The following is a 26,753-nucleotide window of genomic DNA, read 5'->3' on the forward strand; positions in this document are numbered from 1 at the left end:
TCCGGACGCAGATCGGTCAGCGAACGATCTTCTCGCGGCCGGGGTCGAACAGCGGCTCGTCCCGGACGGTCGCCTCGTACAGCTCGCCCTCGCAGCGGACCTGGACGTCGGTCCCGGCGTCGGTGTACTCCGTCGGGAGGTACGTGTAGGCGATCGATTTCCCGATGCTGTACCCGAAGTCCGCGGCCTGCACGTAGCCCACGGGTTCGCCGTCGACGAGGACCGGCCGGCCGCTGAGGAGGACGTCGTCCGAATCGTCGAGCGTGATCGGCGTGATTTCGTCGTCGATACCCGCTTCCTTCGCCGATTCGAGCGCCTCGCTGCCGACGAAGTCGGTGTCGAGGTCGACGGCGAAGCCGAGGCCGGCCTCGTAGGGGTTCGAGTCGGTGTCGATGTCGGTGCCCCACAGCCGGTAGCCCTTCTCCAGACGCATCGACTCCAGCGCGCCGCCGCCCATCGGCCGCACGTCGAGGTCGTCCCCGGCGTCCCGGAGCGTCTCCCAGAGTCGCTGGCCGTACTCGGTCGGCGCCCACAGCTCCCAGCCGAGTTCGCCGACGTAGGAGACCCGCAGCGCGATCACGGGCACCTCGCCGACGTAGATCTGCTTGGCCGTGAAGTACGGGAACCCGTCGTTGGAGACGTCGGCGTCGGTGACTCGCTGGAGCAGGAGGCGGGATTTCGGCCCCCAGAGACCGATCGTGCTCCTCGCGCCTTCTTCGACGGTGACCGAGACGGTCTCGGGTGCGTGCTCCTTCAGCCACCCGCCGTGGATCCCCGGCGAGTTGCCGCCGCCGGTGGTGACGAGGTACCGCTCGTCGTCGAGTCGGACGACCGTCACGTCCGCGAGGATGCCGCCGCCCTCGTTCAGGAGGAGCGAGTAGCGGACCTTACCGACGTCCATCTCGACGTCGTTGCTGCACATCCGCTGGAGGAACGCCTCCGCCTCGCTCCCCTCGACGACGATGCTGCTGAAGGAGGTCATGTCGAACATCGACACCGCGTCGCGGGTATGGAGGTGTTCGGCGCCCTCGATCGCCGAGCGGTTGATTCCCCGCCAGCCCTCCTGCTCGGGGATCTCCTCGTCGTACTGCTCGACGAGGTCGGCGTTCGATTCGTACCACTGTGCGGACTCCCAGCCGCCGGACTGGTAGAACTCCGCGCCCAGTTCCTTCTGCTGGTGATAGAAGGGGCTCGTCCGGAGGCCGCGGTGCTCGTCGGGCTGCCAGCGCGGCTCGACGATGCTGTAGACCTGCTGGTAGCGCTTCGCGCCCTTGTCCACGAAGTAGTCTTTCTCGCCCGCGTGCGGCTCGAAGCGTCGGACGTGCACGCCGCCGGTGTCGACCGGCCCGGAGGGAAGTCGCGGCACGCCGTTCTCCATCCACTCGGCGACGATCTTCCCGTAGCCGCCCGAGTGCGTCCACCAGATGGCGAGCGCGCTCCAGAGGCCCTCGACCTGCGCGGTCGGCCCCACGGCCGGCATCCCGTCGGGCGTGAAGACGAAGATGCCGTTCTCGGTCATCTCGTATTCGACGTCCGCGGTCGCCGGCAGCAACTCGTCGAACGCCTGCTTCGCGGACTTCTCTCGGTCCGGATGGGTCGGCTGCTCCCAGTGTTCCCGGGTGAAGCCGCGGACAGACGCCTGTCGGTCGTCGTTCTTCCCCATCGCGTCGGGATCGACCGAGAGCGTCTCGTGGTTGTACGACCCCATTCCGAGGGAGTCGCCGTGGGTCCGGAAATAGAGGGAGTTGTCCTGGTCGCGGCCGACCGGCTGGCTCGGGGCCTCGCTCATGTACTCCTGGATGTCGCGGTCTCCGGGCACCAGCAGTCCGTCGGTGTTCGATCCGACGCCCGAATCGGCGCCGGCGAGTTCGTCCATCGGTTCCGTAACGACGTACTGGTGTTCGACCGGCGCGATCGGGAGGTCGAGGCCGGCCATCTTCCCGGTCTGGTAGCCCCAGTTGTTCGTCGCGACGACGCAGCGCTCGCAGTCGATCGTTCCCCGGTCGGTCTCGACCGCCCCGATCTCGCCGCCGGCGACGTCGAGGTCGGTGACTTCGGTGTTGCCGTAGAAGTCCGCACCGGAGTTCGCGATGTACCACTGCAGCGCGGCGATGCCGTCGACCCGACCGTCCGTCGGGGAGTAGTAGCCGCCGAGGATCTCCTCCTCGTCCACCAGCGGCAGGTGTTCGGTGACTTCCGCCGGCGAGAGGAGTTGCGGGTCGGGGAGGCCGTAGGACTCCGCCCACTCGACCCGCCGCTCGAGGAAGTCCATCCGCTCCTCGCTGCGGGCGAGTTCGATGCCGCCGACCTCGTCGTAGACGCCGGCGTCGGAGAGGAGCCGACTCGTGTAGTGCGCCGTCTTCGTCTGGAGTTTCGACGGCGACGTCTGGAATATGATCCCCGGCGCGTGGACCGACGATCCGCCGGTGACCGGCAGCGGTCCCTGATCGATCACGACGACGTTCTCCGCACCCAACTCGGTGAGATGATAGGCGACGCTACAGCCGACCGCCCCGGCCCCGATGACGACGGTTTCCGCCTGCGACGGCAGTTCCGGATTGCTCATTAGTTCTCATCTGCCGGTGACGGTGTGACGGGCATAAATACATTGGTGGGCCCGTATACGGGGCGAAGAAACCCACACATCGGTGATTATTTCATCGATTTGTGTGTGTTCACAACGCGCGACGTCCGGCCACCGAACCCCCTCGCCGGGATCGGCAAAACCACAGACTGACAACCGATCGAAAGAACGAGCGGCGGCTGCAGTCCGGTGGCCGTCTCGCGGTTCACGCCCGCGGTCCGGGATCGCGGTCGCGAATCGCATCGAGGAGATCACAGAGCGCGTCGGCGGACCGATCGAGCAGTTCCTCGCCGAGTTCGGCGCTCGACTCCCGCGGGTCGCCCACGACGCCGTTGTCGGTGAACTCCTCGGAGTCGACAGCGAGGTTGACGCGTCCCTGCCAGTCGCCCCAGCGGTCGCTCCCGCCCTCGGCCGCCTCCTCCAGGCGGTCCTCGTGGACGGTCTCGGGGTTCGTATGTCGGAGCAGCGACGTCTCCAGCGGGCCGGCGTGGCCCATCTCGGAACTGTGGTCGCCCACCTCGTCGAACCACGTGAACGGAACGGCGAGGGCGTCGTCGTGGCGGACGATCCGCGCCGTCACCTCGTTCAGCGCTCCGATATTGCCCCCGTGGCCGTTCACGAGGACGACGCGGTCCCAGCCGTGCGAGGCGAGGCTTCCGACGACGTCGCGGACGTACGCGCGGAACGTCGACTCCGTCGTCCACAGCGTTCCGGAAAAACGGCGGTGCTCCTCGGCGATACCGACCGGGATCGCGGGCGCGACGATCACGGGGTCGGCGTACCGCTCTGCGGCTGCCGCGGCGACGGCTTCGGCGTCCAGCGTGTCGGTACCGAGCGGTGCGTGCGGGCCGTGCTGTTCCGTGCTGCCGACCGGCAGCAGTGCAACCTCCGCCTCCGACTTCTCGGCGTCGGTCCACGTCTCGCGTTCCAGATGCATACGCGGCGGTTCTTCGAGCGATCGGATAAAAGACGCGACGCGCCTGCGATTTCGAGACGTCTCGACCGCCGTTCAGTTCGTGGCCCGCAGGTCGGTACGCTCCCGGTATCAGCTGGCCTCCCAACGGTTAGTCCAATCGATCGAGCGTGCCGTAGAGCTCCTCGTTCTGGACGTGGGTACAGAACTGTGCACACAGCCGACAGCAGTCGGCGGCGTCGGTGAACGTCCGGACGCTGGCGTCCCAGCGCGCGTTGACCGATCCGAGCATCGCACTCCGAACCGACGGTTCCGTCGCCACCATCACGCGGCGCGCGCGCTCCGGCGGCGTCGCGTCGGCGGCCTGCCCGCGCATCCCCTCGGTCGACAGCAGGTCTTCGAGGACGCTTCCGATCTCGACCCCGACGCCGAGATTGTCGCCCACCTGCGGGGCGACGAACACGACCGCGTTGCTCGCCCGCGCGAAGGCGATGCTCTGCGTCGCGGCGTCCATCTCGTCCAGCGAAATCCCGACGTCGATCGCGAGAAAGGCGTTGAACCCGCGGTCGCGCAGACAGTCCCGCGTCTCTTGGAGGAGGCGCAACACCTCGTCCTCGGCGTACTCGCCGCTGGTTTCCTCCCAGGTCGCGAACGACGGCGCGTCGCGTTCGACGTCCGCGTCGTCGGGGAGGAGTGCGTCGACGTCGAACGTCCGGTACGGGCCCATCAAATAGACCAGAAACCGCTCGCGTCGCGGCGGTGCGAGGGCCTGGGAGTCACCGACTGCCCGAGGCAGACTGTCGACGATTCGTTGCCGCATTCGAGCGCCCGGTTCGACGGTATAATATATAAATATCGGGATTCTCAGAACTTTTCTAGTCGAGAACGACTAAGTACTTCGCGAGTCAACGTTCGACCGAGTCGTTCCAGATGGCAGAAACCGACCGCCCAAACGATGGCGTCCGACGGCCGGAGCCGCCGCTCCCCGACGAGAGCGGGCTCACGCTCGAGGAGTACCTGGCGATGCAGCGGGCGATCAGCCACCGGACGCGCTTTCGAATCTTGCGAACGCTCGTCGCCAACGACGAACTGAGCGCCGCCGACCTCAAGGCCGCGGTCGACGTCGAGGCGCACAACTTCCACTACCACCTCGACGAACTGGTCGACGTCGGCCTCGTCGACAAGCGCCAGCGACGGACCGCAGACAGTCAGGGATTCTACACGTACTACCGACCGACCGCGATGGGTCGCGGAATCCTCGAACACGGGGTCGAGGAGCTGATGCGTCGCGAACGCGAGTTCGACGATACCTACGCCTGATCGCGTGCTCTCCCGGGACTTTTTACCGCGCGCCCGCTCCCTCGGCGTATGGACTACGACCCCGTGAGGCACGCGGTGTCCGATCGCCAACTCGGACACTTCCCCTCCGGCCGCGACGTCTCCGTCACCGTCCACCGCTACGCGGGCGGCGACGGCCCGACGGTGTTCGTCCAGGCGGCCCAGCACGGCATCGAACTCAACGGCCCGGCGGCGCTGCGCCGCCTCCACGACCGCCTCGTCGACGCCGAGATCGCGGGCACGGTCGTCGCCGTCCCCGTCACGAACCCCATCGCGTTCGATCACCGGTCCTATCTGACGCCGGAGGCCTACGACGCCTTCCACTCGAACTTCAACCGGATCTGGCCGGGCGATTCGAACGGGAGCTTCCAGGAGCGACTGGTGGCGAACCTCTGGCCGCTCGTCGAGGAGAGCGACGCCGCCGTCGACCTCCACACCGGGATGCCAGAGATGCTCGAACACGTCCGGTTCAGTCGGGCCGACGACGACGCCCGGGCGCTCGCGGAGGCGTTCGGGACGGAGGTCCTCCTGGCTGACGACGACGCGGTCGGCGACGACGCGGTCGGCGACGACGCGGTCGACGACGAGTTCTCGGGGAAGTTCCGACTCGCGGCGGCGCAGGCGGGCGTCCCGGCGATCACCGCCGAGCTCTCGAACAGCCGGACCGTCACGCGCTCGGCCGTCCAGTCGGGCGTCGACGGCGTCCTGAACGTCCTCCGTCGGCTGGACGTCCTCGACGGACCCCGCGCGTCGACGCCGGACCAGCAACTCCTCCGAGACGACACGCCGCGGGTCGTCGCCGAGGAGTCCGGACTCTTCGAACTCCGATCGGACCTCGGCGTCGGCGACGAAGTGAGCGCGGGCGAGGAACTCGGCGCGGTGTTCGACCCGGCGTCGTTCGAACGACTGGAGACCGTCACCGCGAGCGCCGCCGGCGTCCTGTACTCCGCTTCCCGCGGCGGCGTCGTCGTGACCGGCGAGCGAATCGTGAGCATCGCAACGGTGCCCTGACCGGCTCTCTCGTTTTCGTCGCCTCCGTCCCCCGGAGTCTCCCACCGGGGGTTCAGCATTTGAAGGCCCTCAGCATTCCGCACGCACTGTTACCCAACCACAATGTGTTAGATACTGTCAGTGATATGGCGATGCAGCCGCACTCATCGTTCGACGCTCTCTCTCGCGTGATCGAACGGCTCGGAACCGACGGTCGAACCGTGCGTCGGGTCGAAGCGGCTGCGAGTGCGGACGAGCGCGACAGCGGTTCGCTCCGCGCCACCGTCGATGTCGTGATCCCGTTCTGTGAGGCCGTCTCGTCGGGCGCGGCCTCGTCGCTCGAAGCCACCGCAGCCAGCGTCGACGACGGCGAACTCAATCTCACAGTTCAGTTACCAGTATTTCCGGACGCGTCGACGGACGCTGCGGAGGCGCTGCCGGACGGAACGAGGGTTTCGGCCAACTCGACCGACGCGCGGTTCGAGGGCGGGCACGTCCTCGTGTCGTTGGACGTCGTGATCGAGGCGGATTCGTCCTCCGATACTCGCTCCGCGGGTCGGTCGGCCGCGGCCGACGCCGACACGCCTGAGCCCGGACCGACCGCGTCCGCGGTGACCGACGGGGCCGGAATGCCGTCCGGTGCACTGGACGCGTCCGCAGGAACGGACGACGCCGAGCGGCCCGAATCGGAGATGCCGTCGGCGTTCGGTGAGACGGCGACTGAATCGGCCGTCGATGACACTGAAACAGATACCTCGACGGCCGCCACTGCGGACTCGGTCGACGATTCCGACGACGCGTCGTCGCTCGCGGCCGCGCGCGACGACTCGGTGCCGCCGTACGAGGACACGCCGTACCTTCGGCGCCTCTACGAGTCGTGTGACACTTTCGAGGAGATGAGTCAGCGGATCGAGATGGACGTCTCCGACGAGACCGTCCGTCGATATATGATCGAGGCGGGGGTCCACTCGCCGACGTCCTACGAGACGGGCGCGGCAGCCGCTGAGTCGGTCGATAGCGAAGAACCGGCCGATCGGTCCCCGTCCGCTGAAAGCGACATCTCGGCCGGTCCCTCGACCGCGGACGGAGGCGACGAACGGGTCGAGGACGACGCCCGGGCCGATCCGCTTCCGGACGATCAGCTCGTCGCCGACGGGATCGGCTTCCCGGATCGGTTGACGCTCCACGACGTCGTCGATGCCGTCGTCGACGCCCGGACGGTCCACGAGGTCGGCCGCGAACTCGGCCTGGAGCACGACCGGACGCGACAGCTCCTCCGTCAACTCAACGTCCTCGATCTCGTTCTGCGGCGCGTCTCCGACGACCCGAAACGGGAGACGTCCGTCGAGGACGTGGCGGCGCGTATCCGACAGTGCGCGCCCGACGGAACCTGAAACGCACGGAAGCGACTATCCGAAGGGTCTCACCGCCTCGGAGTCGTCGCCTCTCCGGAGGGCAAAGAGGGCTCACGGACGGGAGTAGCTCTCCCCGAGGAGCGAAACGCTCCCCCGCGTGCCAATAGACAAAAGTACGTCCCTCTCTATCGTTAGGTAAGGATGTCCGTTGGTACACAGCGCGGGGTCGCAGATGGTGTAACGCAGTTGTTGAACACGGCACGCTTCGAGTTGATGCCGTTCGACAGTTTCGAGGGAGAGCTTTCGGAGTTGCCGGCGGGAGCGACCGTGGCGATCACGACGTCGCCACAGTTAGGGATCGACCGAACGGTCGAGAAGTGCGAGGAGGCCGCCGAAGCCGGCTACGAGGTGGTTCCCCACATCGCGGCCCGGTACATCGAGGGCCCAGAGGAACTGGAAGAGATCGCCCGTCGACTGACCGAGGCCGGAATCACGGACATCTTCGTGCCAGGGGGCGACAAAGAGGAGGCAGTCGGCGAGTTCGAATCCGCCTACGACCTGCTCGTGGCGCTGGACGAACTGGAGTACGAGTTCGACGAGGTCGGGATCACGGGCTACCCGGAGGGTCACGACTTCATCTCCGACGAGGAACTGGCGGAGGCGATGGAGAAGAAAGCGCCCTACGCGACGTACATCGTGACGCAGCTGTGTTACGACTCCGACACCATCCTCGAGTGGATCGAAGACATCCGCGCCCGCGGGATCGATCTCCCCGTCGAGGTGGGGATTCCGGGCGTGATGAAGTACGAGAAGCTGATAAACATCTCTCGGAAAGTGGGCGTCGGCGACTCCGTGAAGTTCCTGCGGAAGACCACGGGAATCGTGGGCTTCATCAAGCAGTTCATCGGGTCGCGCGGGCGGTACAAGCCCGACGATCTGATCGAGGGGCTCGCCCCGTACGTCGACGACGAGACGTACAAACTCCAAGGGCTCCACATCTACACGTTCAATCAGACGTCCGACCTCGAATCCTGGCGGCAGAGCCGATTGAACGGCTAACAGGACTCCGCACGGCTGCGTTCCCCTCTCTTACTCTCTCCACCCAGACGCGCCACTAACCAGTCTCGCGTCTGTCGCGCGTCAGTTCGGGGCGAGACCGCACCGGCCACAGCCTATCGGACTCCTTTCACGTTGTGTCAGCAGATACCATTATCCGACGCTGGGCCCGAGACGCTAGCGTATGACGTATGAAACCGTCGCGGCGGTCGATCCCGCCGTCGCGGAGGCCCTCGAAGGCGAGCGGACGAGACAGAACGAGACGCTGGCGATGATCGCGAGCGAGAATCACGTCTCTGAGGCCGTGATGGAGGCTCAGAGTTCCGAACTCACGAACAACTACGCGGAAGGATATCCGGGGGAGCGGTACTACGCGGGCTGTGAGTACGCCGACGAGGTCGAGGAGTTGGCCATCGGGCGGGCCAAGGAGTTGTGGGGCGCCGAGCACGTGAACGTCCAGCCCCACTCTGGCTCGCAGGCGAATATGTCGGTCTACCTGGCGATGCTCGAACCCGGGGACAAAATCCTCTCGCTGGACCTCACCCACGGTGGGCACCTCTCGCACGGTCACCCCGCGAACTTCGCGGGGAAGACCTACGAGGTCGAACAGTACGAGGTCGACGAGGAGACGGGCTACGTCGATTACGAAGGGCTGGCGGAGACTGCCCACTCGTTCGATCCGGACATCATCGTCTCGGGGTACTCCGCGTACCCCCGCGAGGTCGAGTGGGAGCGCATTCAGGAGACCGCCGACGCCGTCGACGCGTACCACCTGGCGGACATCGCCCACATCACGGGCCTCGTCGCCGCCGGCGTGCACTCCTCGCCGGTCGGCGTGGCGGACTTCGTGACGGGGTCGACCCACAAGACCATCCGGGCGGGGCGCGGCGGGATCGTGATGTGCGACGCGGAACACGCCGATGCCATCGACGCCGCGGTCTTTCCCGGCGCGCAGGGCGGGCCGGCGATGCACAACGTCGCGGGCAAGGCCGTCGGGTTCGGCGAGGCCCTCTCCGACGACTTCCAGGCCTACGCCGAACAGACCGTCGCGAACGCCCAAGCGCTGGCCGATCAGCTTCAGGAGAACGGCTTCAGCCTGGTCTCCGGCGGCACCGACAACCACCTCCTCCTCGTGGACCTGCGGCCGTCGCACCCCGATACGACCGGCAAGACGGTCGAGTCGGCCCTGGAGTCCGTCGGAATCGTCCTGAACGCGAACACGGTCCCGGGCGAGACGCGCTCTGCGTTCGATCCCAGCGGCGTCCGGATCGGCACGCCCGGCGTCACGACCCGCGGGTTCACCGAGTCGACGTGCCGAGAGGTCGCGGACCTCATCGCGCGCGTCATCGAGGACCCCGAGAGCGAGGAGACGCGCTCGGCGGTCGCCTCGCGCGTCGACGAACTCACCGACGAGTATCCGCTGTACGAGTAGCGGCCGATCGGCGGTCTCCCATTCCTGTCAGGTAAGAACGATGACCTGGTTATAATTGTAACTACGATAAACAATTGTGTGGTATGTACCAGGTACTTGTGCCAGTCGACGACGACGAGAACAGGGCGCTCAACCAGGCGCGGTACGTGGCGAGCCTCCCGGACGCCGAATCGGAGGTCGAGGCCACTGTGCTGACCGTCGTCCCGCCGAGCAGTCTCGACACCGTCGACGACGTCACGTTCGACGAGTTCGGGGCGGCGGTTGGGGCCGCAGACCACCTCGAATCCAACGGCATCGCGGTGAACCGTCGCGTCGGCGACGGCGGCGTCGCGGCGGAAATCGCCAGGATCGCCGACGAACTCGACTGCGACGAGACAGTGATGGGCGGCCGGAAACGGTCCGGAATCTCACCGATCCTGCTCGGGAGTACCGTCCGCGAGGTCTTCGTCTCGACGGACCGCCCGGTCACGATCACCGGGACCGAGATGGTGATCGACGACGGGCCGCGAGAGCTGCTCCTGCCGGTCGATCGCAACGTCGAACGGGCGCGTCACCAAGGGGCCTACGTGAGCAGCCTCCCAGACGCCGCGAACGAGGTCTCCGTCACGGTGATGTACGTCTTCCCGCATCAGGACTACGCCGGCGCGCCGCCGCACGACTTCGAGGAGATCGGCGCGGCGGTTGCGGTTGCGGAGATGCTCGAAGAACGCGGTGTGTCCGTCGAGCGCGTCGCCGTGGGCGGCGAGGTGACCCGGAAGATCCTGGCGACCGCCGAGGACCGAGAGGCCGACGGGATCGTGATGGGCGGTCGCCGGCGTTCGGGCGTCCAGAAGGCGATCCTGGGGAGCATCGCGGAGGACGTGATGCTCTCGGCTGACCGGCCGGTGACGCTCACCGGATAGTCGCGCCGGTGGGCCCCAGCCCCTCGTTCCCGGCGGCCCCGTACGCCGTCGATACTGACGTGTAGCCGGTCCTGTCGCTTCTGTCGTTGCGGACGACCCTGTCGCTCCGGACGTTGCGGACGGTTGCGTCACGATCGACGCTCAGGACCTGCCCAGATCAAAAAATGGTACCGGTCACCGGAACTCGAACCCGGTCCAGCCGGCCGGGTTAGTTGTTCTGTTCGGCTTCCTTCTTCGCGCCGAGCTTGGCCTGCTCGCGGGCGCTCGGGTTGACGGATTCCTTGAACGGAACTTCCGCGACCGTCGCGAACACGGGCTCGCCCTCCTCTTCGGCGTACTCGTCGGGGAGGTGCACCTGGAACTCCAGGTCCAGATCGTCCTCGTAGATCTCGTCGTCGAGCGTCGCCTGCGCGGCATCCTGGAGCTTGTCGGCCGGAACGAACCCGAGGCCGATGTTCGTCTCGAGGTCCGGGTTCCACCACGGCGACGTCATGTACCCGCACTCCTCGCCCGTCTCCGGATCGGAGATGATCCAGAAGTCCGAGGCGTAATCGCGAATCGGTTCGCCGGCCATCTTCAGGCCGACGAGCTTGAGGTTGAACGGGTACTCGCCGCTCTCGATGAGTTCCTTCTGGCGTTCGAGCTCCTCTTTACCGATGTAGTCGCCCTCCTTGTCGTCGGGAACCTGGTAGCCCAGGTTGACCTGGAACGGCGAGGTCTCGTGGTCCATGTCCTGGCCCCACGAGAGGATCCCCGCGGCGATGCGGCGGTGGTGACCGGGGGCGATCTGCCGCCCGCCGTGGTCTTTGACGGTGTCGAGCACCGGGTCCCAGACGCGCTCGGCGTTCTCCATCGCGTCCTGGACGTAGATCTCGAAGCCCTTCTCGCCGGAGAAGCCGGTCTGACTCACGAGAACCTCGGCGCCGTTGATCTCGGCCTCCATCAGGCCGTAGTACGGAATCTCCGAGACTTCCTCGCCGACGACTTCCACCATCACGTCCTCGGAGCGCGGGCCCTGAATCTGCATCGGCGCGACGTCGATCTCGTCGATCTCGACGTCGAAGTCCATCCCGACGTTGACGCCCTGCAGCCACTGCATCAGCGTCGAGTCCGAGATAGAGAACCAGAACTCGTCGTCCTCGACGCGCAGGAGGATCGGGTCGTTGAGAATGCCGCCGTCCTCGTTGCAGAGGATGACGTACTTGCCCTTCATCGTCTCGATCTCGGTCGCGTCACGCGTGATGACGTAGTCGGTGAGCGCCTCCGCGTCGGGTCCCTTCACGCGGATCTGGCGCTCGACAGCGACGTCCCACAGGGTTACCGTGTTCGTCAGCGCCTCGTACTCGGCCATCGCCCCGCCGTCTTCCGGCTCGACGAGACCGCGCGGGTGGTAGATGCGGTTATACACCGAACATCGCCACGCTCCCTCCTCGTTGAACGATTTATGGAAGAAGGGAGACTTTCGAACGCGCGTCGAGACCAGCATCTGGATCCCCGGATCCCCGGTCTGTCGGAGGTTCCGCGGGAGTGTTCTATCGGATTGGTCGATACTCGGGTGGTTTGGATGATCGTAGTCCCCTGACATCCTATGAAAGATGCTCTCATACCCAAATAAAATGTACCCCTGAAAGTACCGTGCCTTTATCCGGACGACCGGGGTGGGAGTCGGCTCCCTGCGTGCTAGATCAGTGCATACCGCGCATCGTTTATCTCCTTCCGCCCCGAATCGGGCATATGAATCCGTCTCGACCCGCTCCCGGTCCGGACGCCGCTCGCGCGTTCCGGCTCGGCATCTTCGCGGGTGCGATTATCGGCCTCGTCGTCGCGGTCGTGTTGTACTGGTACGGCACCTTGACCCTGTTCGCCTTCGGGTACGTTCTCCTCCTCCTGTATCCGGTGTACCTTGTCCTGGTGGCAACCGCGCTCAGCGTGTGGCTCGGCTACGACAAAGACGTCACCTCGCTCCGACCGGTCTACCGCACGGAGCGCTAGTCGGCTCCCTCGTCTGACCTCGGACTCCCGACTCGTTCTCGGATCCGCTCGTGCAAACGATGCCGACAAGCGGTACTGTAAGATGCCGACAAGCGGTACTGTAATCACGACTCGTTTCCTGGTAGTTCGGTAATGGCTCGTCTCGAACGGCTCCGGGTGTTCCCCGTGAAGGGACTCGCCGGCATCGACGTCCAGGCCGCCGACGTCCTCGACGGCGGGACCCTCGACGGTGACCGGGAGTTCGCCCTCTTCGATCCCGAGGGGGACGTGGTGAACGGCAAGCGCACGCAGCGAGTGCACGAACTCGCGACCGACTACGACCCGGAGACCGGGACGCTCGTCGTCGAGACACCGGCGGGCGAAAGCGGGGAGTTCGTCCTCCCGCGGGAACGTCAGCGCGCCGCGGCGTGGTTCGGCGACTTCTTCGGTCTCGATCTCACGCTCGAACGCGACGCTCGCCGCGGATTCGTCGACCGTCGCGAAATGGGCCCCTCGGTGGTCAGCACGGCCACGCTCGAAACGATCGCCGGCTGGTTCGAGGATCTCTCCGTCGATGGGGCGCGTCGCCGCCTGCGGGCCAACATCGAGGTCTCCGGCGTCCCGGCGTTCTGGGAGGATCGGTTCGTCGGCGACGACGCGCCGGCGGTCGAGATCGGCGACGTCCGCCTCGAGGGCGTCACGCCATGCGGGCGGTGCGTCGTCCCCGGACGCGACCCCGACACCGGTGCGGTCACGCCCGACTTTCGCGCGCGGTTCGTCGAGCGGCGCCGCGAGACGTTCCCCGAGTGGGCGGACGCGGACGCGTTCGATCACTTCTTCACGGCGATGCTCATCGCAGAGGTTCCCGAGGCGGACCGCGGACGCCGACTTCGGGTCGGCGACCCGGTGACTGTCCTCGACGCGTAGTCCGTTCCAGATTCGGTTTCGGATCCGGGTGATCGGGGTCGACAGCTCGCGATTGGGGCCTCGAACGCTCGGAGCCTCCCGCACCGCCGTGGGCACTGACAGCTCCCGTGGCATACTGAGCCACGGCCGGATCGACGGCGACGCGTCACCGTCGGGTCAGCGTTACTTCCAGGGGGTGCCCACGACTTCGGCCTGGATGTCGTGGCCGACGCGGACCCGACAGTCCGTCTCCGGCGTCGCGATACAGAGCAGGACGTATCCCGCTTCGAGCGCCCGGTCTTTCAGGGCTCGCGGCGACCGCCGGTGTGTCATCTCGCCCTCCAGCAGTTCGGCGACGCAGGTCCCGCAGGCCCCGTACAGACAGCCGTACGGGACGGCAACCTCGGCGGCTTCGGCGGCGTCGACCACGGTCTCGTCGCTCCCGGTGCGAATCGTCTCGCTCCGCCCGCTCGACCAGCAGAGTTCGACAGCGTGCGTTCCCCCGTCGGCGACGACCATTCACTGCCAGACGTCGCTGGTGCAGTCGCCGCCGGGCCAGCGGATCTCGTGGGCGCGCGCCGGTCCGCCGGGCGCGTCACCGAAGTCGACGAGGAACTCCTCGTCCAGTTCCATCCGCCCCTCCTCGGGGTAGACGTCCGCCTTCAGCATCAGCGATCCCTCCTCGGCGATCTCCGGGAAGAACTGGTTGTCCCACGAGGAGAACAGCGAGGTCGTCCAGTAGAGCCGCCGGCCGTCGCGCGAGAGCTGCAGCATCTGTGGTGCGCCGCGGATCTCGGTACCCCTCACCTCCTGTCGATCGCCGAACAGCCCGCCGGCCCAGATCTGATCGACGAGCCGGGGGTTTGCGGAGTCGCTCACGTCGTACATCCGCACGTCGCCGTGGAGCCAGTTCGAGAAGAAGAGGTACTGGTCGTCGAGCGATAGGAGGATGTCCGTGATCAGCGGCGGGACGGGCATCTCCCAGTCTTCGTGTTCGCGGGCATCTTCGTCGATGACGACGTCCCAGTCCCAGCTGCCGTCGTCCCGCTCGTAGAAGCGGATGATGTTCGAAGACAGGGCCGCGCCGACGTAGCCCTGCGTCTCCTCGGGGTTGTGGCTCATCCGGACTTCCAGTGGGATCCGGCCCTGGTCGCCGAACTCCAGCGTCTGGACGTGATCGCGGCCCTCCCAGGACCAGACGTGGATGCTGTTTCCGTACTTGCCCGCTTCGACATCGTCGAGGTCGAATCCCGGATAGTAGGTGTTCGGCGCGGCCCACTCGCTGGAGATAAGGACGTCGTGTCGCGGCTGATACCAGTAGTCGTAGTTCATCTCCATCTCGCCGCGGTCGGCCTCCCAGCGACCCTCGATGCTGAAGTCCTCTTGGTCGAGTTGCAGGAAGCCGCCGGGGAGTTCGCCCTCGGCGTCGCCGAGCATGCTGATGACGATCTTGCCGCCGGGCACGCAGTGGACGGTGTGGGGCGCTGAGAGGTCGTACTCGAACACTTCCTCGGGTTCGATGACCTTCACCATCTCGGGGTCGCGCGGGTCCTCCGCGTCGATGATGTGGATGCGCGAAGAGCGCTGCCCGGGGACGACGAGGTACTGGCGAGACAGCCCTTCGGCGTGGCACGACGACGAGCAGGCGTTCCAGCCGAAGTGGTGGAGCTCGTCGCCCTTGTTCGGCATCTCGATCGTGTCGATGAGGTCGCTGTACGTGTCCGACGCCGGATCGAGGTCGACGACGCCGACGAAGTCGGGGCCGTCGTTCGCCATTCCGACTCGGGGTGCCATCACGTACGCGGTCTGCTCCCGCCCGCCTTCGGTCCGCATCGCGGCGGGCGTCGAATAGCCCGGCCCCTCGACTTCGTGGTGGTCGTGGCTACTGTGTTCCGACTGAGTCGACGGTTTGTCAGTACTCATCCCTCCGTCTTCTTTCGAGTCCAATGAATTAATATTATGTTTATTATTCAATCAATTTCGTGTTCGGAAAGAAACGCCGGACAACGTCTCTTGTGCCGTGACGACGGTATTCCTCGACGGCCTCGAAGCAACGCGACGCCAAGATCGGCCCGCGAGACGTCGACGGCGCCCGGCGATCCGCGGTGGCGTCGCTGCCGCTTGCGGCGACGGTGCGCAAGCCCTGCAAGACGGCGGGCTCCTCCCGGCAGACCTCGGTCGCGCTCGGGTAGGGAATCGTTGACCGCGAGCCGTCCGGTGAGTTCGCGTCGAAAGGCGTTACTCCCGCTCTCGCTCGGCGATGGTCGCCGCGATGAGGTTCCGCATGCCGCGGCGGAGCCGCCCGCTCATCGCCGTCGAGGAGAGATCCATCTCCTCGGCGACTTCGCTGAGCGAGATGTCCCGCGGCTCGTTGAAGTAGCCCTCCGAGAACGCCAGCTGGAGCGCCGCCCGCTGTTCGTCGGTGAGGCCGTACGAGGACTCGCCGCCGGCGTCCTCGTTGCTGTAGATCTCGATGATGTCCAGCTCCATCTCGTTCTCGATCGCGTACTCCCAGATGGCGTTGAGCGCGGCCCGGTCGGGCAGCAATAGGTGAACTAACCACCCACCGTCTTTCGTCTCCGTGTGGACGAGGAACCCGTTCTGCTCGGTCACCACGCTGCTAATCAGGATCGTCTCCGGCGTGTGTTCGATGTAGTAGATCGCGGTGTCGCCGGTTCGATCGATCAACTCGAACTGCTCGACAGTGACGTCGGCTTCGAGCATCGATTCGAGTTCGTCGTGATCGTCGTACTCGATCAGGAACGGAAAGTACGTCGACCCCGGATCGGTCGTCCCCTGGGTGATCACGCGGATGCTGACACCGTCGAGGTTCTGTAACGTCGGAACGAGTGCGAGGTGTTCGTGTCGGATGTGTACCTTTGCTGTGATCGACATAGTTCGTGACCCTTCTTTCAGCCGTCGACTCCTCGGTGTCGCGGTCGATCCCGACGGGCCCGCCGTCACCGTGCGGCCCGCAACCCGATCGAGTCGAGCGATACGCACCGGTCTCCTACCGGCCAATAGTGTCTATCGGTTTACTGCGATCCGAGCGTATCTTAGCCTGTCGATTGCCCGGCGGAGACCACGAGGAATACGGCCGAGGGAGGATCGGAACCGGGCGCTCCCCTACGCCGACGTGGCGTCGACCTCGGCTCGCCCGCCAGCCGACTCCGCTTCGCGCCGGTTCTTGGCGACGAGTACCACGAAGAGGACGAAACCGACGCCACGCAGCGCGAGGTCGAGCAACAGCGCGTCGACCGAGACCGCCACGCCCACCAGTCCGAGCAGGTCGAAGACAGTCTCCGAGAGCAGCCGCGGCGCCATAAGCAGGAGCGAACTGACCGCGAACCCGGTCCGTTCGGTCCGGTTCACGCGTCCGTAGAGCGTCCCGATAACGGTCGCGCCGAGAGCGACGACGCCCAGGAAGACGCCGACGACGGGGATCAGGATCTCCGGAATCGAGTAGGAGAGCTCCGCCAGATCCGCGAAGTTGACGACGCGGTACTGATCGCGGATCGGCAACTCGGCGGCGTTCTCCTTCTGCCGGAGTAAGACGATCCCGGGGGCGAGCACGAACGCGAAGGGGACGATCGCCTTGTTCAGCGACAGCGAGAACGCCTTTACGCCCGTCTCGAAGGGATCGGACTTCGCGACCCCGCTGGCGGCGTAGGCGGCGACCGCGACGGGGGGAGTGATGTCGGCGATGACGCCGAAGTAGAGGATGAACAGGTGCGCGGCCAGGAGCGGGATCCCGAACTCGACCAGCGGCGTCGCGAGCATCGAGATGAGGATGATGTACGTGACGGTGGTGGGCATCCCCATCCCGAGGATGATGCTCGCGACGGCGGTCACGAGCAGCATCACCACGATGGACCCGCCCGAGAGCGCCAAGAGGAGCGAGGTGAGGTTCGGTCCCAGTCCGGAGACGCTGATGACACCGGGGATGATGCCCGCCGCGGCGACGGCGACGACGACCGGGACCGCCGTGCGCGCGCCCTCCTCCATCGATTTGACGACGAACGTCCCGACGCGGAACAGTTGGTTCTCGCCGAGATCCTGCCCGCCCCGACTGCCGGCAGATTCGGCGGCCTCCTGGACCGTGGGGTTGAGATCGAGGACCTTCGACTGCACGTCGGTGTACACGAGCATCGTCACCGCGCCGGCCAGCATCGCGTACCAGCCGATCCGTGGGAACACGATCGAGGCCGCCTCGGCCAGGGGGATGCCGGCCCCGCCGTTCCCGGCGATGAGTCCGGTGACGGCCACGCCGGTCAGGACGTAGCTCGCCAGTTCGACGCCGACGATGGCCGCGATCGATCCGAGCAGGAACGTCCGGGTCTTCTCGCTGTAAGCCGCGATGAACGTGATGAGCGCGACGAGGGCGACGAGCGTGAACCACGCGGAGCGGGAGACCGACAGTCGTTCGATGATGAGGTAATACAGCAGCAGGAAGATCGGCACGAGGTAGAACCACCCCTTCTTCATGTGTTCCACCATCGAGGCGGTCTCCTCGAGTCCGCCGATCCCCTCCTGGACCGCCTTGAAGTGAACCATCACCCAGACGCCGAAGAAGAACACGACCGCCGGCACCGTCGCCAGGATGATGATCTCCCGGAACGGGGTCGCGGTGTACTGCACCATCAGGAACGCGGCCGCCCCCATCACCGGCGGGAGGATCTGCCCGCCCGACGAGGCCGAGGACTCGACCGCGCCGGAGAACTCCGGCGAGTAGCCCGACCGCTTCATCAGCGGAATCGTGAACGCGCCCGTGGTGACCGTGTTCGCGATCGACGACCCCGAGATCGTTCCCATGAACCCGCTCGCGAGGATGCTCGCCTTCGCGGGGCCGCCCTTCCGCTTGCCCGTGGCGGCGTAGGCGAGGTCGATGAACCACTGGCCCGCGCCGCTCATCTCCAGGAACGAGCCGAACAGGATGAAGATGTAAATGAAGCTGACAGACACCGTGACCGGGATCCCGAACACACCGTTCTCGGTGTTGTACCAGAGGTTCTGGACGATGTCGGGCCAGGTGAGCTCGGGGATCGCGAGCAGGCCGAGGAACGGCGTACCGGTGCTGATGAGATAGCCCCAACGCGCGTAGACGATGAACGTGGCGACGATGAGCATCAGCGGGAGCCCGAGCGTCCGGCGGGTGGCTTCGAGCACCAGGAGCACCCCGACGACGCCCAGGATCATCGCGTACGAGTACTCGCTGATGAAGGGAACGCCGCCGAGGATCGGTTCGAGGAACGTGTAAATCTCGGTGACCGGACGGCCGGATTCGAGGCCGAACACGCGCATGTCCTGGATCTCGGAGAACTCCATGAGGAAGTACAGCGCCGAGAGCGCGGCGGCGATCATACTGAGCACGTCGAAGGGGGTGACGCGACTTCGATCGGGGTCGACGAACGCCCAGCGGAACGCCCGTCGGAACCCGTCGAATGCGCTCGCGAGCGGATTGTCGGCACCGAACGCCTCCTCGCCGGCGTCGGCGAGGCGTCCCAGATTCCGGGCGACGACCCCATCGCCCATACTGGCGGGGAACATCAGGAAGGTGAGCACGAGCGCGAACGCGACGTGGATCGCGTTGGCCTGCAGGAGCTGCAGCGACACCTGAAAGTTCTCGACGAACGGGAGCGGGATCGTGAACGTGAAGCTCCGCGCCGCCAGCGCCAGTTGGAACAGCGAGAAACTGATCCCGATCACGGCGACCGCGAGGGCGGCCAGCCCTTTCAACGAACGCCGGCGCTCGATCTCCTCGATGAGCTCTTCGGCTTCCTCCCTGGATATTTCCTCTTCGACACCCTCTGCGCCGTCTGTTTCGTTATTCGTGCTCATAGGAATACGTCCCCTAGCGTTCGCCGCTCGATATGGATACGGACGTCACTGGCGTTGGTCCGCCCAACCAGGTCATACTGTTGGTCATCGATGATCAAGGTATGGTTTGCGATCCGTCCTGGCGACACCGAGAGCGTTTCGATCGTCGTGATTGGCTCCGCGGGATCGTACACGAACGTCCCGTTGACGTTCGTCACGTTGACCCGCGCCGGCAACCCCCAGCCGTAAGATTCGAACTCCATCCGCGTGTTCACGAGAGTTTGCCCCTCGACGCGGTACTCGTCGTACACGCGGGTCTTCTCGACGCTGTGCATATACTCCAGACCGACAGTGCTTCCGTCGTCGACGGGCTGGGTGATGTAGCGTTCGCCCGTATCGAGGTCCTCGACGACGAGCACCTGCCCCGTCGGGGCTGCCACAGCCACGCCCGCGAGCACGACCACTATCACGACCGCGACGGCCGCGAGCAGGAGAATAGCCCGTTTCCGCGTGATCTTCGTTCGGTTCACCGATTGGAAATACGTACGAGCGTGCTTTTGACAGCTACGGTACGGGCGGACTCACGAGGGGCTGTTGCCCGACGGAATTACGCGTCGAAGTACGCCGCTGCGCCCTCGTGAAGCTCGATCGACATCCCGTCCTGCGCGCTGTCGACGGTGATGAAGTCCGTCTTGATCGAGAGTTCGTCGAGGTTGTCGAAGATGGCTGCGGTGACCGTCTCGACGGTGTCGGCCGGAACGCCGGCGTTCGTGGCGATCATCGCCTGGACGGCGACCGTCTCGATGGCCTGGTCGACGCCGGTGTAGGTCCCCGCGGGGATGGTGTCGTCGGCGAACCAGGATGCGGCGTCCTTGACGGCTTCGCGGTTGTCGCCGGAGATCGGGACGATGCGGACGTCGTTCGTGTTCGCGAGGTCCTCGATGGCACCGACAGGCCACCCGCCGACGACGAAGGCGGCGTCGATGTCGCCGTTCGCGAGCTGTTCGGACGCCTGCGAGAAGCCGGCGTTCTGCTCGTTGTAGTCGCTGATTCCGACGGCTTCGAGGATCTGGTTCGCGTTGACCTGCGTCCCGGAGCCGAGGTCGCCGGTGTTGATCGTCGCGCCGCTGAGGTCGCTCAGCGTCTCGATTCCGGTCCCTTCGAGCGTGACGACCGTGATCGTCTCGGGGTACAGCGTCGCGACGCCCTGGAGGTTATCGATCGCGTTGCCCTCGAACGTCTCGATGCCCGTGCCGTTCTTCGCGAAGTACGCGATGTCGTTCTGAATCAGGGCGAAGTCGGCGGACCCGTCCGCCAGGCTCCCGACGTTCTCGACGCTCGCACCCGTCGACTGGACGTTCAGCGAGAAGTCCGTGTTCGCCTCGACGATGGTCTTGAACTCGTTCGACAGCGGGTAGTAGGTACCGCCCGTACCGCCCGCGTGCCAGCTCAGACGGGTCTCCGCGTCGCCGCCGTCGCCGTTCATCTCGGTTTCGGTCGCGGTGTCTTCGCCGCCGTCACCGCCGTCGCCACTGTCCCCGCTTCCGTCGCCGCCGCTGTCGCCCCCGCCGTTGCCGCTACACCCGGCGAGCGCTGCGACGCCTGCAAGACCTGCCGCTTCGAGAAATCTCCGTCGGCTTTTTTCGGATGACATACCATCTCACAGTAACGCTACAGAGGTTTATATCTCTGGTCATTTCTCACCAAAACTCGAAGATGTACCCGGTATACGTCCTGTCAACTTGCCACATCCCTCAGTAATAGATCAAAAACAGATTTAGTCACATATAATATATAAATTGTTCGTGAACGAACGTCGGCCGATCTCCGACTTAAAAATAAACACCCGTACCATTCCTCCCCAACGAATAACGCCTCCCTCAATTCGGATTCGAACACCACTCTGTCCGCTGTAACTCCCCGGCAGAGCGACCACACGGGATGAAGATCCGGACTTCCCCGAACGGCCGAGATCCCGCTCTCCCGGTCCGAACGATCCGTCCGCGACGCGAAAGAATGCGGTGCCGCACCCCGGAGGTTCGGGATCACCCGACGACCGGTTGTGGGTCGTCGCCGCTCCCGAGAATGTCGTCGACGATCTCGTCGATGTCCGGTGCGCGGCGGTCACGCTTCGGTTCGTCGGTCGGGTAGTGCGGTACCAGGGGCATCGTCTCACCCCGGTGAGTCGTACGTGTTTCTCACACAAATATCGCCGGGTGGCCGCGTCGTCCTCACTCGATCCGACGATCACCGGTGTATCGAGCGCGTCAACGTGAACACGAACAGCGCGATGAGGAAGGCGCCGACGAACCCCTCGATCTGGGCCAGCAGGCGGATCCAGGGGCTTCCGACGTCTTCTGCACCGCCCAAGACGAGCGTGATGAACGATTCGAGGCTCAGGATGAGATAGCCGATCGACGTCTCGTAGGGCGGAACCGGCTGAACGACGGCGAAGAGCCCACTAAACAGGAGTATCGTGCCGACGGAGACGCCGATCACCCGCGAGGGACGCTCGCCGTACCCGGCCGTGACGTTCAGAAGCGAGTTCGCCGCCCACCTGCCCGCGGCGGCGACGCGCTCTCGGGGATCAGCGTCGCCATCGAGTGTCGTCGGGACGTACTGGTCGCGTCTGCTGAGCATCTCCCGCCGGAAGAACTCCGCGGCTGCCTTGGTGTCGCCGATGTCGTTCGCACCGTTCTTCGCCTTGAGGTACGTGCTCTCGAGGTCTCCGGCCGAGGGCGATCCCGCACCGTCGTCGAGCTCCGGGACGTCGACCACCGCGTGGACGTTCCAGTCTCGCTCGTGGAGCAACGTTCGGTAGCGACCGAAGTCGAACCCGTCGAACGTGGTGTTGAGCACGCGGAAACGATCGATGTGTCGCTCGACCGCTTCCGCACCGGCGATCTCGACGTCGCCGAGCGTCGCGTCGGCCAGGTCGTACACGAGGGTCCCCGACTCGGGCACGTGGAGTCGACCGGACGGTATCGACGCCTCACCCAGGTCGACACAGCAGTGACCGACGTCGAGTTCGAGGTCTTCGAACGACGCCGACGCCTCGAACGCCGTCTTTCCCAGATTCACGCTCTCGGGCACCGTCGCCTCGTCGAAGTAGACGCGGCCGCCGAACCGGCTGCCGGAGAACGTCACCGACTCGAAGGTGGCGAGTTCGAACCGGGCCACCGACGCGAACTCGTTCTCCCGGAACTGCGCCGACTCGAACGCCGCCTCGCTGAAGTCGACCGGCCCGCCGAACTCCGCCATATGGAAGTCGGCGTCGGCGAACTCGGTCTTGTACCCCCAGACGCCCTGGGAGAACTCGGCCTCGATGAACCGGGCGGATGTCTCGAACGCGGCCTTGCTCAGGTACACCTCGCCCTCGAACGTGGTCTCGGTGAATATCGGCCGGGCGGCGAACGTCGCGCCCTCCAGGGCGAGCGGCTGTCGAACGATCGCATAGCGGAGGTTGGTCTCGCCCTCGAACCGGGCGTGCCGCAGGTCGATCCGGTGGTTGTCCCGGCACTCGACGATTCGGTGGTCGAGCGCGAGCGCACCGAAGCGCGCCCCGATGAACTGCTTCGGCTTCCGGCCGACCTCGTCGATCTGTTCGAGAAACGCGTTTCTGACGGCTTGGTCGTCTTTCTCCGCCACGGGGCGGTGGAAGAGACACCTCTCGGCGTCGCCGCCGGCCTCGTGGGGACACCGCCAGACCTCCCCGTCTTCCAGGAGGTCCCCGTACAACGGACTTCTCGTCCCGACCTGCTCGCTCCAGGCCGCGGGGTCGAACGTGAACGTACACCGCGTCCCCGAGGAGTCGCCCATCTGTGTTCCGGAGGATCTGTCGGCTGCGGTCTATTGATACTATCGTCGATGCCGCGTCCCGAAGCCGTGGCAGGAGCCGCTATTCGTCCAGCCGCCGCATCTCCTCGTCGGACAGTTCGAGGTGCGAGGCGGCGACGTTCTCCTTGAGGTGGGAGACCGACGACGTACCCGGAATCGGCAGGATCACCGGCGAGTGCTGGAGCAGCCACGCGAGCGCGACCTGGTACTCGGAGGCGTCGTGGGTGTCGGCGACGTCCGACAGCACCGAGGCCTTCTCGCCCAGGTCGCCCGCGCCGAGCGGGAACCACGGGATGAAGCCGATGTCGTTGGACTCGCAGACGTCGAGGACCGCCTCGGACTCGCGGTTCGCGAGGTTGTACTGGTTCTGGACAGTCGCGACGTCGACGATGTCCCGCGCGGTCTCCAACTGTTCGGCGCTCACGTTGCTGAGGCCGACGTGTCGGATCACGCCGTCGTCTTTCAGTTCGGCGAGCGCCGTGACCGACTCTTCGAGGTCGACGTCCGGGTCGACGCGATGGTACTGATACAGATCGATGCTGTCGGTTCGGAGCCGGTCCAGGCTGGCCAACACCGCGTTCCGGAGGCTGTCCGGGCTCCCGGACCGCAGCCACTCGCCCTCCCTATTTCGGAGCAGTCCCCCCTTCGTCGCGACTACGAGGTCGTCGGCGTACGGTGCCAGCGTCTCCCCGATCAGACGTTCGCTGACTCCGGGGCCGTAGGAGTCCGCGGTGTCGATGAAATCGATACCGAGGCTCACCGCCGTCTGGAGCACTTTCTTCGCGTTCTCGACGTCGTCGGGCTCGCCGATGATGTCTTCGCCGGTGAGTCGCATCGCGCCGTAGCCCAGTCGGTGAACGGGCAGTTCGCCGCCGATCTCGAACGTGTCGCTCGCGTTTCTGCGTGTCATATCGGGTGGTCAGGAGCGAGCAAAGTAAGTCATCCGGCGGCGGACACGTTCACCGGCAGCTGAGCGTGCGGACGGCGAGAGCGAGGTACTCGGTGACGATGGCGAGGGAGAGATAACCGATGACGAGGAGGACCGCGGAGACGACGACGGCGTCTGGGGTGGTTCGCGACCCGCTGAGGGGATCCGGACTACTGCAGTGTAACGTACGCGAGAACGCCGATCCCCGCCGTTTCGAGTATCTGCAGGATCATCATCACCTGCACGGCGACCGTCGGCATCGCGGGGGCGTTGAAATAGAAGTACAGCGCGACCGCGTTCTCGGCCAGCAGGAACCCCGCGAAGACGATCGAAGCCAGCGTGAACGGGGCGCGGACCTCGCGGTACGTGTTGGCCCACACGCCGATCATAACCAACAGCAGCAGCACGTTCAGTCCCGCGGCGACGCGGGCGGCGTCGAGCATCAACGACATACTGTCACTTCCCCTCCGCTCGTGCGTCGGTTCGAGCCCCGATGAATTTGCCTGTGAGTCATGTTACCCCTCTACCTGTGTGATGATCGTCTCGACGGTGTCCCAGTGGTTCCGCGTCCGATCGGTCGGCAGATACACCGTTCCGTAGTCGGCCTCGCTGCTCTCGACGACCCCGTTGTTTTCGAGGACGTCGAGGTGGTGTCTGATCGTGTTGTACGCCAGGTCGAACTCCTCGGCCAACTGATTGGCGTTCCGCGGTCGCTCGTCCAGCGCGCGCAGGATACGGGCGCGGTTCGGTCCCCCGCGTGTGCCCGCGAGCGTCTGCCAGAGGACCGTATCCATCCCTGCGACGGTTCTGCGTGTGCCGTTAAGAAACCTCCGGCGTCCGGTTGCGAGCCCTTGACCGTCGGACCCGCCGCCCCGCGAAGCCCAGAGACGATTCCCACGGTAGCCGGTGCCTCCACCGGCCCCGCGGCCTGCGACGACCGGCGGACGACGCGGGCCGCCACCGGTCCGATCGCTCCTGTGCCCAATCGATGCGACGATGCTCTCCCTCCGTATTTCATATATCCGAGAATAGCGCATAAAATCCTTTCGTCGCGCGAGTCACCTCTGCCGAATTAGGCTCTGAAGATCCATTTGAGGGGGATTTGAGTGAGATTTTAGTCTGATCTGCGAAAGCTATTATATTTCTGTCAAACGTCGACTGAGACGGATGACATCTGACACATCAGACACGACTCGACGGCGAGTGCTCATCGGCATCGGAACCGGCGGAATCGCGGGGCTCGCGGGCTGCGGCGGGACGGGTAGCAGCGGCACCGCGACAGACACTGCTACCGATATGCCGACGGCGACGCCGACTCCGACGGCCACCGAGACTGAGACGCCGACGGAGACCCCCGCGGGGACCGCGATGGTCCGCGTCGGGCATCTGTCACCGAACGCGCCGAACGTGGACGTGTACATCGACGGCGACGCGGTGCTCGAAGACGTCGCCTTCGGAGCCGTCAGTCCGTACCTGGAGGTTCCGGCCGGGGAACGGGAAGTCGAGATCACGGCGGCCGGCGACGCGTCGGCGTCCGTCTTCTCGGGGCCGGTCCCGGTGGAGGCCGAGACGGCGTACACCGTCGCCGCGATCGGGGAGATCGGCGATGATGCCGACCAGTCGTTCGAACCGCTCGTGCTCGAAGACGACAACTCCGCCCCCGGCTCAGAGATGGCGCGAGTCCGGGTCGTCCACGCCTCGCCCGACGCGCCGGCGGTCGATGTGACGGTCGAATCCAGCGGCGACGCGCTCTACGACGGGGTCGCCTACGGCGAGTCCGGCTACGTCGAGGTCCCCGCCGGCGAGTACACCCTCCAGATCCGCGGCGACACCGAGGGCAACGACGGCGACGTCGTCGCCAGCTTCGACGTGAGCCTCGGCAGCGGCGGGGTCTACACCGCGTTCGCGGCGGGCTACCTCTCGCCGGACGACGAACCCGCCGACACGCCGTTCGACCTCGTCGTGGCCCAGGACGTCGAAGGGGAGATGATGGGCGGCGGAACGGACGAGGACCCGGCGAGCGTTCGCGTCGCACACATGTCGCCGAACGCGCCGAACGTGGACGTGTACGTCGACGGCGACGCCGTCCTCGAGGACGTCCCCTTCGGCGCGACGAGCGCGTATCTGGACGTCCCCGCCGGGGATCGAACGGTCGAAATCACGGCCGCCGGCGACGCGGACACGGTGGTCTTCTCCGGCGACGTCGGCGTCGAGGCCGGCCAGGCCTACACCGTCGCCGCGATCGGAGAGATCGGCGAGGAGGCCGACCAGTCGTTCGAACCGCTCGTCCTGTCCGACGACAACAGCGACCCGGGCGAAGACACCGCTCGCCTCCGCCTCGTCCACGCCTCGCCCGACGCGCCGGCGGTCGACGTGACGGCCGAATCGAGCGGCGACGTCCTCTACGACGGCGTTGCCTACGGGGGCTCCGGCTACGTGGAGGTACCGGCGAACGACTACACCGTGCAGGTCCGCGGCGACACCGAGAGCAACGACGGCGACGTCGTCGCCGACTTCGACGTGAGCCTGGCCGGCGGCGAGGTCTACACCGCGTTCGCGGCGGGCTACCTCTCGCCGGACGACGAACCCGCTGACACGCCCTTCGATCTGATCGTCGCTCAGGACACCGAGTAGGCGACCGGTCGGATCCCGCGACCCTCCAGAGGCACCCTCTCTCGGTCCGGCTGGCATACCGATTCCGGGCAGGAAACGCACGGTCGGACC

Annotated in this window: 24 protein-coding genes; 9 read left to right on the forward strand and 15 right to left on the reverse strand. The window is 65.9% G+C overall.

Annotated elements, in window-relative coordinates:
- Window positions 1-16 precede the first annotated feature (16 nt).
- From NO360_RS14895 to NO360_RS14905, 3 genes are all read right to left on the reverse strand, one after another.
- Window positions 17-2,566, reverse strand: a complete 2,550-nt coding sequence (locus NO360_RS14895) for a GcvT family protein (RefSeq protein WP_256308634.1) — start codon at window positions 2,564-2,566, stop codon at window positions 17-19.
- Between the two features lie 223 nt (window positions 2,567-2,789).
- Window positions 2,790-3,521 (reverse strand): creatininase family protein, encoded by a 732-nt coding sequence (locus NO360_RS14900; RefSeq protein ID WP_256308635.1) that lies wholly within the window; start codon window positions 3,519-3,521, stop codon window positions 2,790-2,792.
- 127 nt (window positions 3,522-3,648) lie between these two features.
- On the reverse strand, window positions 3,649-4,317 hold the full coding sequence (locus NO360_RS14905) for a DUF7509 family protein (protein ID WP_256308636.1): 669 nt from the start codon (window positions 4,315-4,317) through the stop codon (window positions 3,649-3,651).
- A gap of 110 nt (window positions 4,318-4,427) precedes the next feature.
- On the opposite strand from NO360_RS14905, the gene NO360_RS14910 reads away from it, so the two are divergent.
- The 6 genes from NO360_RS14910 to NO360_RS14935 all read left to right on the forward strand — a co-directional run bounded on the left by NO360_RS14910 (window position 4,428) and on the right by NO360_RS14935 (window position 10,570).
- Window positions 4,428-4,817, forward strand: coding sequence for a winged helix-turn-helix domain-containing protein (locus NO360_RS14910; RefSeq protein ID WP_256308637.1), 390 nt, complete (start codon window positions 4,428-4,430; stop codon window positions 4,815-4,817).
- Between the two features lie 48 nt (window positions 4,818-4,865).
- A complete protein-coding gene (locus NO360_RS14915; RefSeq protein WP_256308638.1) occupies window positions 4,866-5,846 on the forward strand; it encodes a succinylglutamate desuccinylase/aspartoacylase family protein in 981 nt (326 codons plus the stop codon).
- A gap of 131 nt (window positions 5,847-5,977) precedes the next feature.
- Window positions 5,978-7,219: a DUF8073 domain-containing protein gene (locus NO360_RS14920; RefSeq protein ID WP_256308639.1), complete on the forward strand. Its 1,242-nt coding sequence runs from the start codon at window positions 5,978-5,980 to the stop codon at window positions 7,217-7,219.
- Window positions 7,220-7,381: 162 nt separating this feature from the next.
- Window positions 7,382-8,239, forward strand: coding sequence for a methylenetetrahydrofolate reductase (locus tag NO360_RS14925; RefSeq protein WP_345780209.1), 858 nt, complete (start codon window positions 7,382-7,384; stop codon window positions 8,237-8,239).
- A 181-nt stretch (window positions 8,240-8,420) separates the two neighbouring features.
- Window positions 8,421-9,668, forward strand: coding sequence for a serine hydroxymethyltransferase (gene glyA / locus NO360_RS14930; RefSeq protein WP_256308641.1), 1,248 nt, complete (start codon window positions 8,421-8,423; stop codon window positions 9,666-9,668).
- Between the two features lie 83 nt (window positions 9,669-9,751).
- Window positions 9,752-10,570: a universal stress protein gene (locus tag NO360_RS14935; protein ID WP_256308642.1), complete on the forward strand. Its 819-nt coding sequence runs from the start codon at window positions 9,752-9,754 to the stop codon at window positions 10,568-10,570.
- 208 nt (window positions 10,571-10,778) lie between these two features.
- Here the strand turns inward: NO360_RS14935 and NO360_RS14940 are convergent, their stop codons facing one another.
- On the reverse strand, window positions 10,779-12,155 hold the full coding sequence (locus NO360_RS14940; RefSeq protein WP_256308643.1) for an aminomethyltransferase family protein: 1,377 nt from the start codon (window positions 12,153-12,155) through the stop codon (window positions 10,779-10,781).
- Between the two features lie 149 nt (window positions 12,156-12,304).
- Between NO360_RS14940 and NO360_RS14945 the strand changes: the two genes are divergently transcribed.
- Both NO360_RS14945 and NO360_RS14950 read left to right on the forward strand, forming a co-directional pair.
- Complete coding sequence (locus NO360_RS14945) at window positions 12,305-12,562, forward strand: hypothetical protein (RefSeq protein WP_256308644.1); 258 nt, start codon at window positions 12,305-12,307, stop codon at window positions 12,560-12,562.
- Between the two features lie 132 nt (window positions 12,563-12,694).
- Window positions 12,695-13,468, forward strand: coding sequence for an MOSC domain-containing protein (locus NO360_RS14950; protein ID WP_256308645.1), 774 nt, complete (start codon window positions 12,695-12,697; stop codon window positions 13,466-13,468).
- Between the two features lie 162 nt (window positions 13,469-13,630).
- Here the strand turns inward: NO360_RS14950 and NO360_RS14955 are convergent, their stop codons facing one another.
- From NO360_RS14955 to NO360_RS15005, 11 genes are all read right to left on the reverse strand, one after another.
- Window positions 13,631-13,966, reverse strand: a complete 336-nt coding sequence (locus NO360_RS14955) for a 2Fe-2S iron-sulfur cluster-binding protein (protein ID WP_256308646.1) — start codon at window positions 13,964-13,966, stop codon at window positions 13,631-13,633.
- The gene (locus NO360_RS14960) at window positions 13,967-15,370 is read right to left on the reverse strand and encodes a selenium-binding family protein (protein WP_256308647.1); all 1,404 of its coding nucleotides are present in this window, start codon (window positions 15,368-15,370) and stop codon (window positions 13,967-13,969) included. It abuts the gene before it with no gap.
- A gap of 315 nt (window positions 15,371-15,685) precedes the next feature.
- Window positions 15,686-16,342, reverse strand: a complete 657-nt coding sequence (locus NO360_RS14965) for a helix-turn-helix domain-containing protein (protein WP_256308648.1) — start codon at window positions 16,340-16,342, stop codon at window positions 15,686-15,688.
- A 231-nt stretch (window positions 16,343-16,573) separates the two neighbouring features.
- The gene (locus NO360_RS14970; protein ID WP_256308649.1) at window positions 16,574-19,285 is read right to left on the reverse strand and encodes a TRAP transporter permease; all 2,712 of its coding nucleotides are present in this window, start codon (window positions 19,283-19,285) and stop codon (window positions 16,574-16,576) included.
- Complete coding sequence (locus NO360_RS14975) at window positions 19,282-19,728, reverse strand: DUF1850 domain-containing protein (RefSeq protein ID WP_345780210.1); 447 nt, start codon at window positions 19,726-19,728, stop codon at window positions 19,282-19,284. The genes NO360_RS14970 and NO360_RS14975 overlap by 4 nt, the downstream gene beginning before the upstream one ends.
- A 143-nt stretch (window positions 19,729-19,871) precedes the next feature.
- Complete coding sequence (locus NO360_RS14980) at window positions 19,872-20,918, reverse strand: TAXI family TRAP transporter solute-binding subunit (RefSeq protein WP_256308650.1); 1,047 nt, start codon at window positions 20,916-20,918, stop codon at window positions 19,872-19,874.
- 391 nt (window positions 20,919-21,309) lie between these two features.
- Window positions 21,310-21,432, reverse strand: a complete 123-nt coding sequence (locus tag NO360_RS14985; RefSeq protein WP_256308651.1) for a hypothetical protein — start codon at window positions 21,430-21,432, stop codon at window positions 21,310-21,312.
- 79 nt (window positions 21,433-21,511) lie between these two features.
- Entirely contained in the window at window positions 21,512-23,083 is a 1,572-nt protein-coding gene (locus NO360_RS14990) for a pentapeptide repeat-containing protein (protein WP_256308652.1), read from the reverse strand.
- Between the two features lie 79 nt (window positions 23,084-23,162).
- Window positions 23,163-24,011 carry an aldo/keto reductase gene (locus tag NO360_RS14995; protein ID WP_256308653.1) on the reverse strand — a complete coding sequence of 283 codons (849 nt, stop codon included), beginning with the start codon at window positions 24,009-24,011 and terminating at the stop codon, window positions 23,163-23,165.
- A gap of 188 nt (window positions 24,012-24,199) precedes the next feature.
- Window positions 24,200-24,481 (reverse strand): DUF8036 family membrane protein, encoded by a 282-nt coding sequence (locus NO360_RS15000; RefSeq protein ID WP_256308654.1) that lies wholly within the window; start codon window positions 24,479-24,481, stop codon window positions 24,200-24,202.
- A gap of 63 nt (window positions 24,482-24,544) precedes the next feature.
- A complete protein-coding gene (locus NO360_RS15005) occupies window positions 24,545-24,823 on the reverse strand; it encodes an ArsR/SmtB family transcription factor (RefSeq protein ID WP_256308655.1) in 279 nt (92 codons plus the stop codon).
- Between the two features lie 373 nt (window positions 24,824-25,196).
- On the opposite strand from NO360_RS15005, the gene NO360_RS15010 reads away from it, so the two are divergent.
- Window positions 25,197-26,663 (forward strand): DUF4397 domain-containing protein, encoded by a 1,467-nt coding sequence (locus NO360_RS15010; protein WP_256308656.1) that lies wholly within the window; start codon window positions 25,197-25,199, stop codon window positions 26,661-26,663.
- Window positions 26,664-26,753: the final 90 nt, after the last annotated feature.

The organism is Halobellus litoreus, from assembly GCF_024464595.1.
In the GTDB taxonomy this organism is placed as follows: domain Archaea; phylum Halobacteriota; class Halobacteria; order Halobacteriales; family Haloferacaceae; genus Haloquadratum; species Haloquadratum litoreum.

Bases quoted from the DNA above. Each gene is read 5' to 3' on its own strand.
- NO360_RS14940 (WP_256308643.1), bottom strand. From the start codon at position 12,155: ATGTCAGGGGACTACGATCATCCAAACCACCCGAGTATCGACCAATCC.
- glyA (WP_256308641.1), top strand. From the start codon at position 8,421: ATGACGTATGAAACCGTCGCGGCGGTCGATCCCGCCGTCGCGGAGGCC.
- NO360_RS14985 (WP_256308651.1), bottom strand. From the start codon at position 21,432: ATGCCCCTGGTACCGCACTACCCGACCGACGAACCGAAGCGTGACCGC.
- NO360_RS14915 (WP_256308638.1), top strand. From the start codon at position 4,866: ATGGACTACGACCCCGTGAGGCACGCGGTGTCCGATCGCCAACTCGGA.
- NO360_RS14960 (WP_256308647.1), bottom strand. From the start codon at position 15,370: ATGAGTACTGACAAACCGTCGACTCAGTCGGAACACAGTAGCCACGAC.
- NO360_RS14935 (WP_256308642.1), top strand. From the start codon at position 9,752: ATGTACCAGGTACTTGTGCCAGTCGACGACGACGAGAACAGGGCGCTC.
- NO360_RS14980 (WP_256308650.1), bottom strand. From the start codon at position 20,918: ATGTCATCCGAAAAAAGCCGACGGAGATTTCTCGAAGCGGCAGGTCTT.
- NO360_RS15010 (WP_256308656.1), top strand. From the start codon at position 25,197: ATGACATCTGACACATCAGACACGACTCGACGGCGAGTGCTCATCGGC.
- NO360_RS14950 (WP_256308645.1), top strand. From the start codon at position 12,695: ATGGCTCGTCTCGAACGGCTCCGGGTGTTCCCCGTGAAGGGACTCGCC.
- NO360_RS15005 (WP_256308655.1), bottom strand. From the start codon at position 24,823: ATGGATACGGTCCTCTGGCAGACGCTCGCGGGCACACGCGGGGGACCG.
- NO360_RS14900 (WP_256308635.1), bottom strand. From the start codon at position 3,521: ATGCATCTGGAACGCGAGACGTGGACCGACGCCGAGAAGTCGGAGGCG.
- NO360_RS15000 (WP_256308654.1), bottom strand. From the start codon at position 24,481: ATGTCGTTGATGCTCGACGCCGCCCGCGTCGCCGCGGGACTGAACGTG.
- NO360_RS14955 (WP_256308646.1), bottom strand. From the start codon at position 13,966: ATGGTCGTCGCCGACGGGGGAACGCACGCTGTCGAACTCTGCTGGTCG.
- NO360_RS14910 (WP_256308637.1), top strand. From the start codon at position 4,428: ATGGCAGAAACCGACCGCCCAAACGATGGCGTCCGACGGCCGGAGCCG.
- NO360_RS14920 (WP_256308639.1), top strand. From the start codon at position 5,978: ATGCAGCCGCACTCATCGTTCGACGCTCTCTCTCGCGTGATCGAACGG.
- NO360_RS14970 (WP_256308649.1), bottom strand. From the start codon at position 19,285: ATGAGCACGAATAACGAAACAGACGGCGCAGAGGGTGTCGAAGAGGAA.
- NO360_RS14965 (WP_256308648.1), bottom strand. From the start codon at position 16,342: ATGTCGATCACAGCAAAGGTACACATCCGACACGAACACCTCGCACTC.
- NO360_RS14905 (WP_256308636.1), bottom strand. From the start codon at position 4,317: ATGCGGCAACGAATCGTCGACAGTCTGCCTCGGGCAGTCGGTGACTCC.
- NO360_RS14945 (WP_256308644.1), top strand. From the start codon at position 12,305: ATGAATCCGTCTCGACCCGCTCCCGGTCCGGACGCCGCTCGCGCGTTC.
- NO360_RS14990 (WP_256308652.1), bottom strand. From the start codon at position 23,083: ATGGGCGACTCCTCGGGGACGCGGTGTACGTTCACGTTCGACCCCGCG.
- NO360_RS14995 (WP_256308653.1), bottom strand. From the start codon at position 24,011: ATGACACGCAGAAACGCGAGCGACACGTTCGAGATCGGCGGCGAACTG.
- NO360_RS14925 (WP_345780209.1), top strand. From the start codon at position 7,382: ATGTCCGTTGGTACACAGCGCGGGGTCGCAGATGGTGTAACGCAGTTG.
- NO360_RS14895 (WP_256308634.1), bottom strand. From the start codon at position 2,566: ATGAGCAATCCGGAACTGCCGTCGCAGGCGGAAACCGTCGTCATCGGG.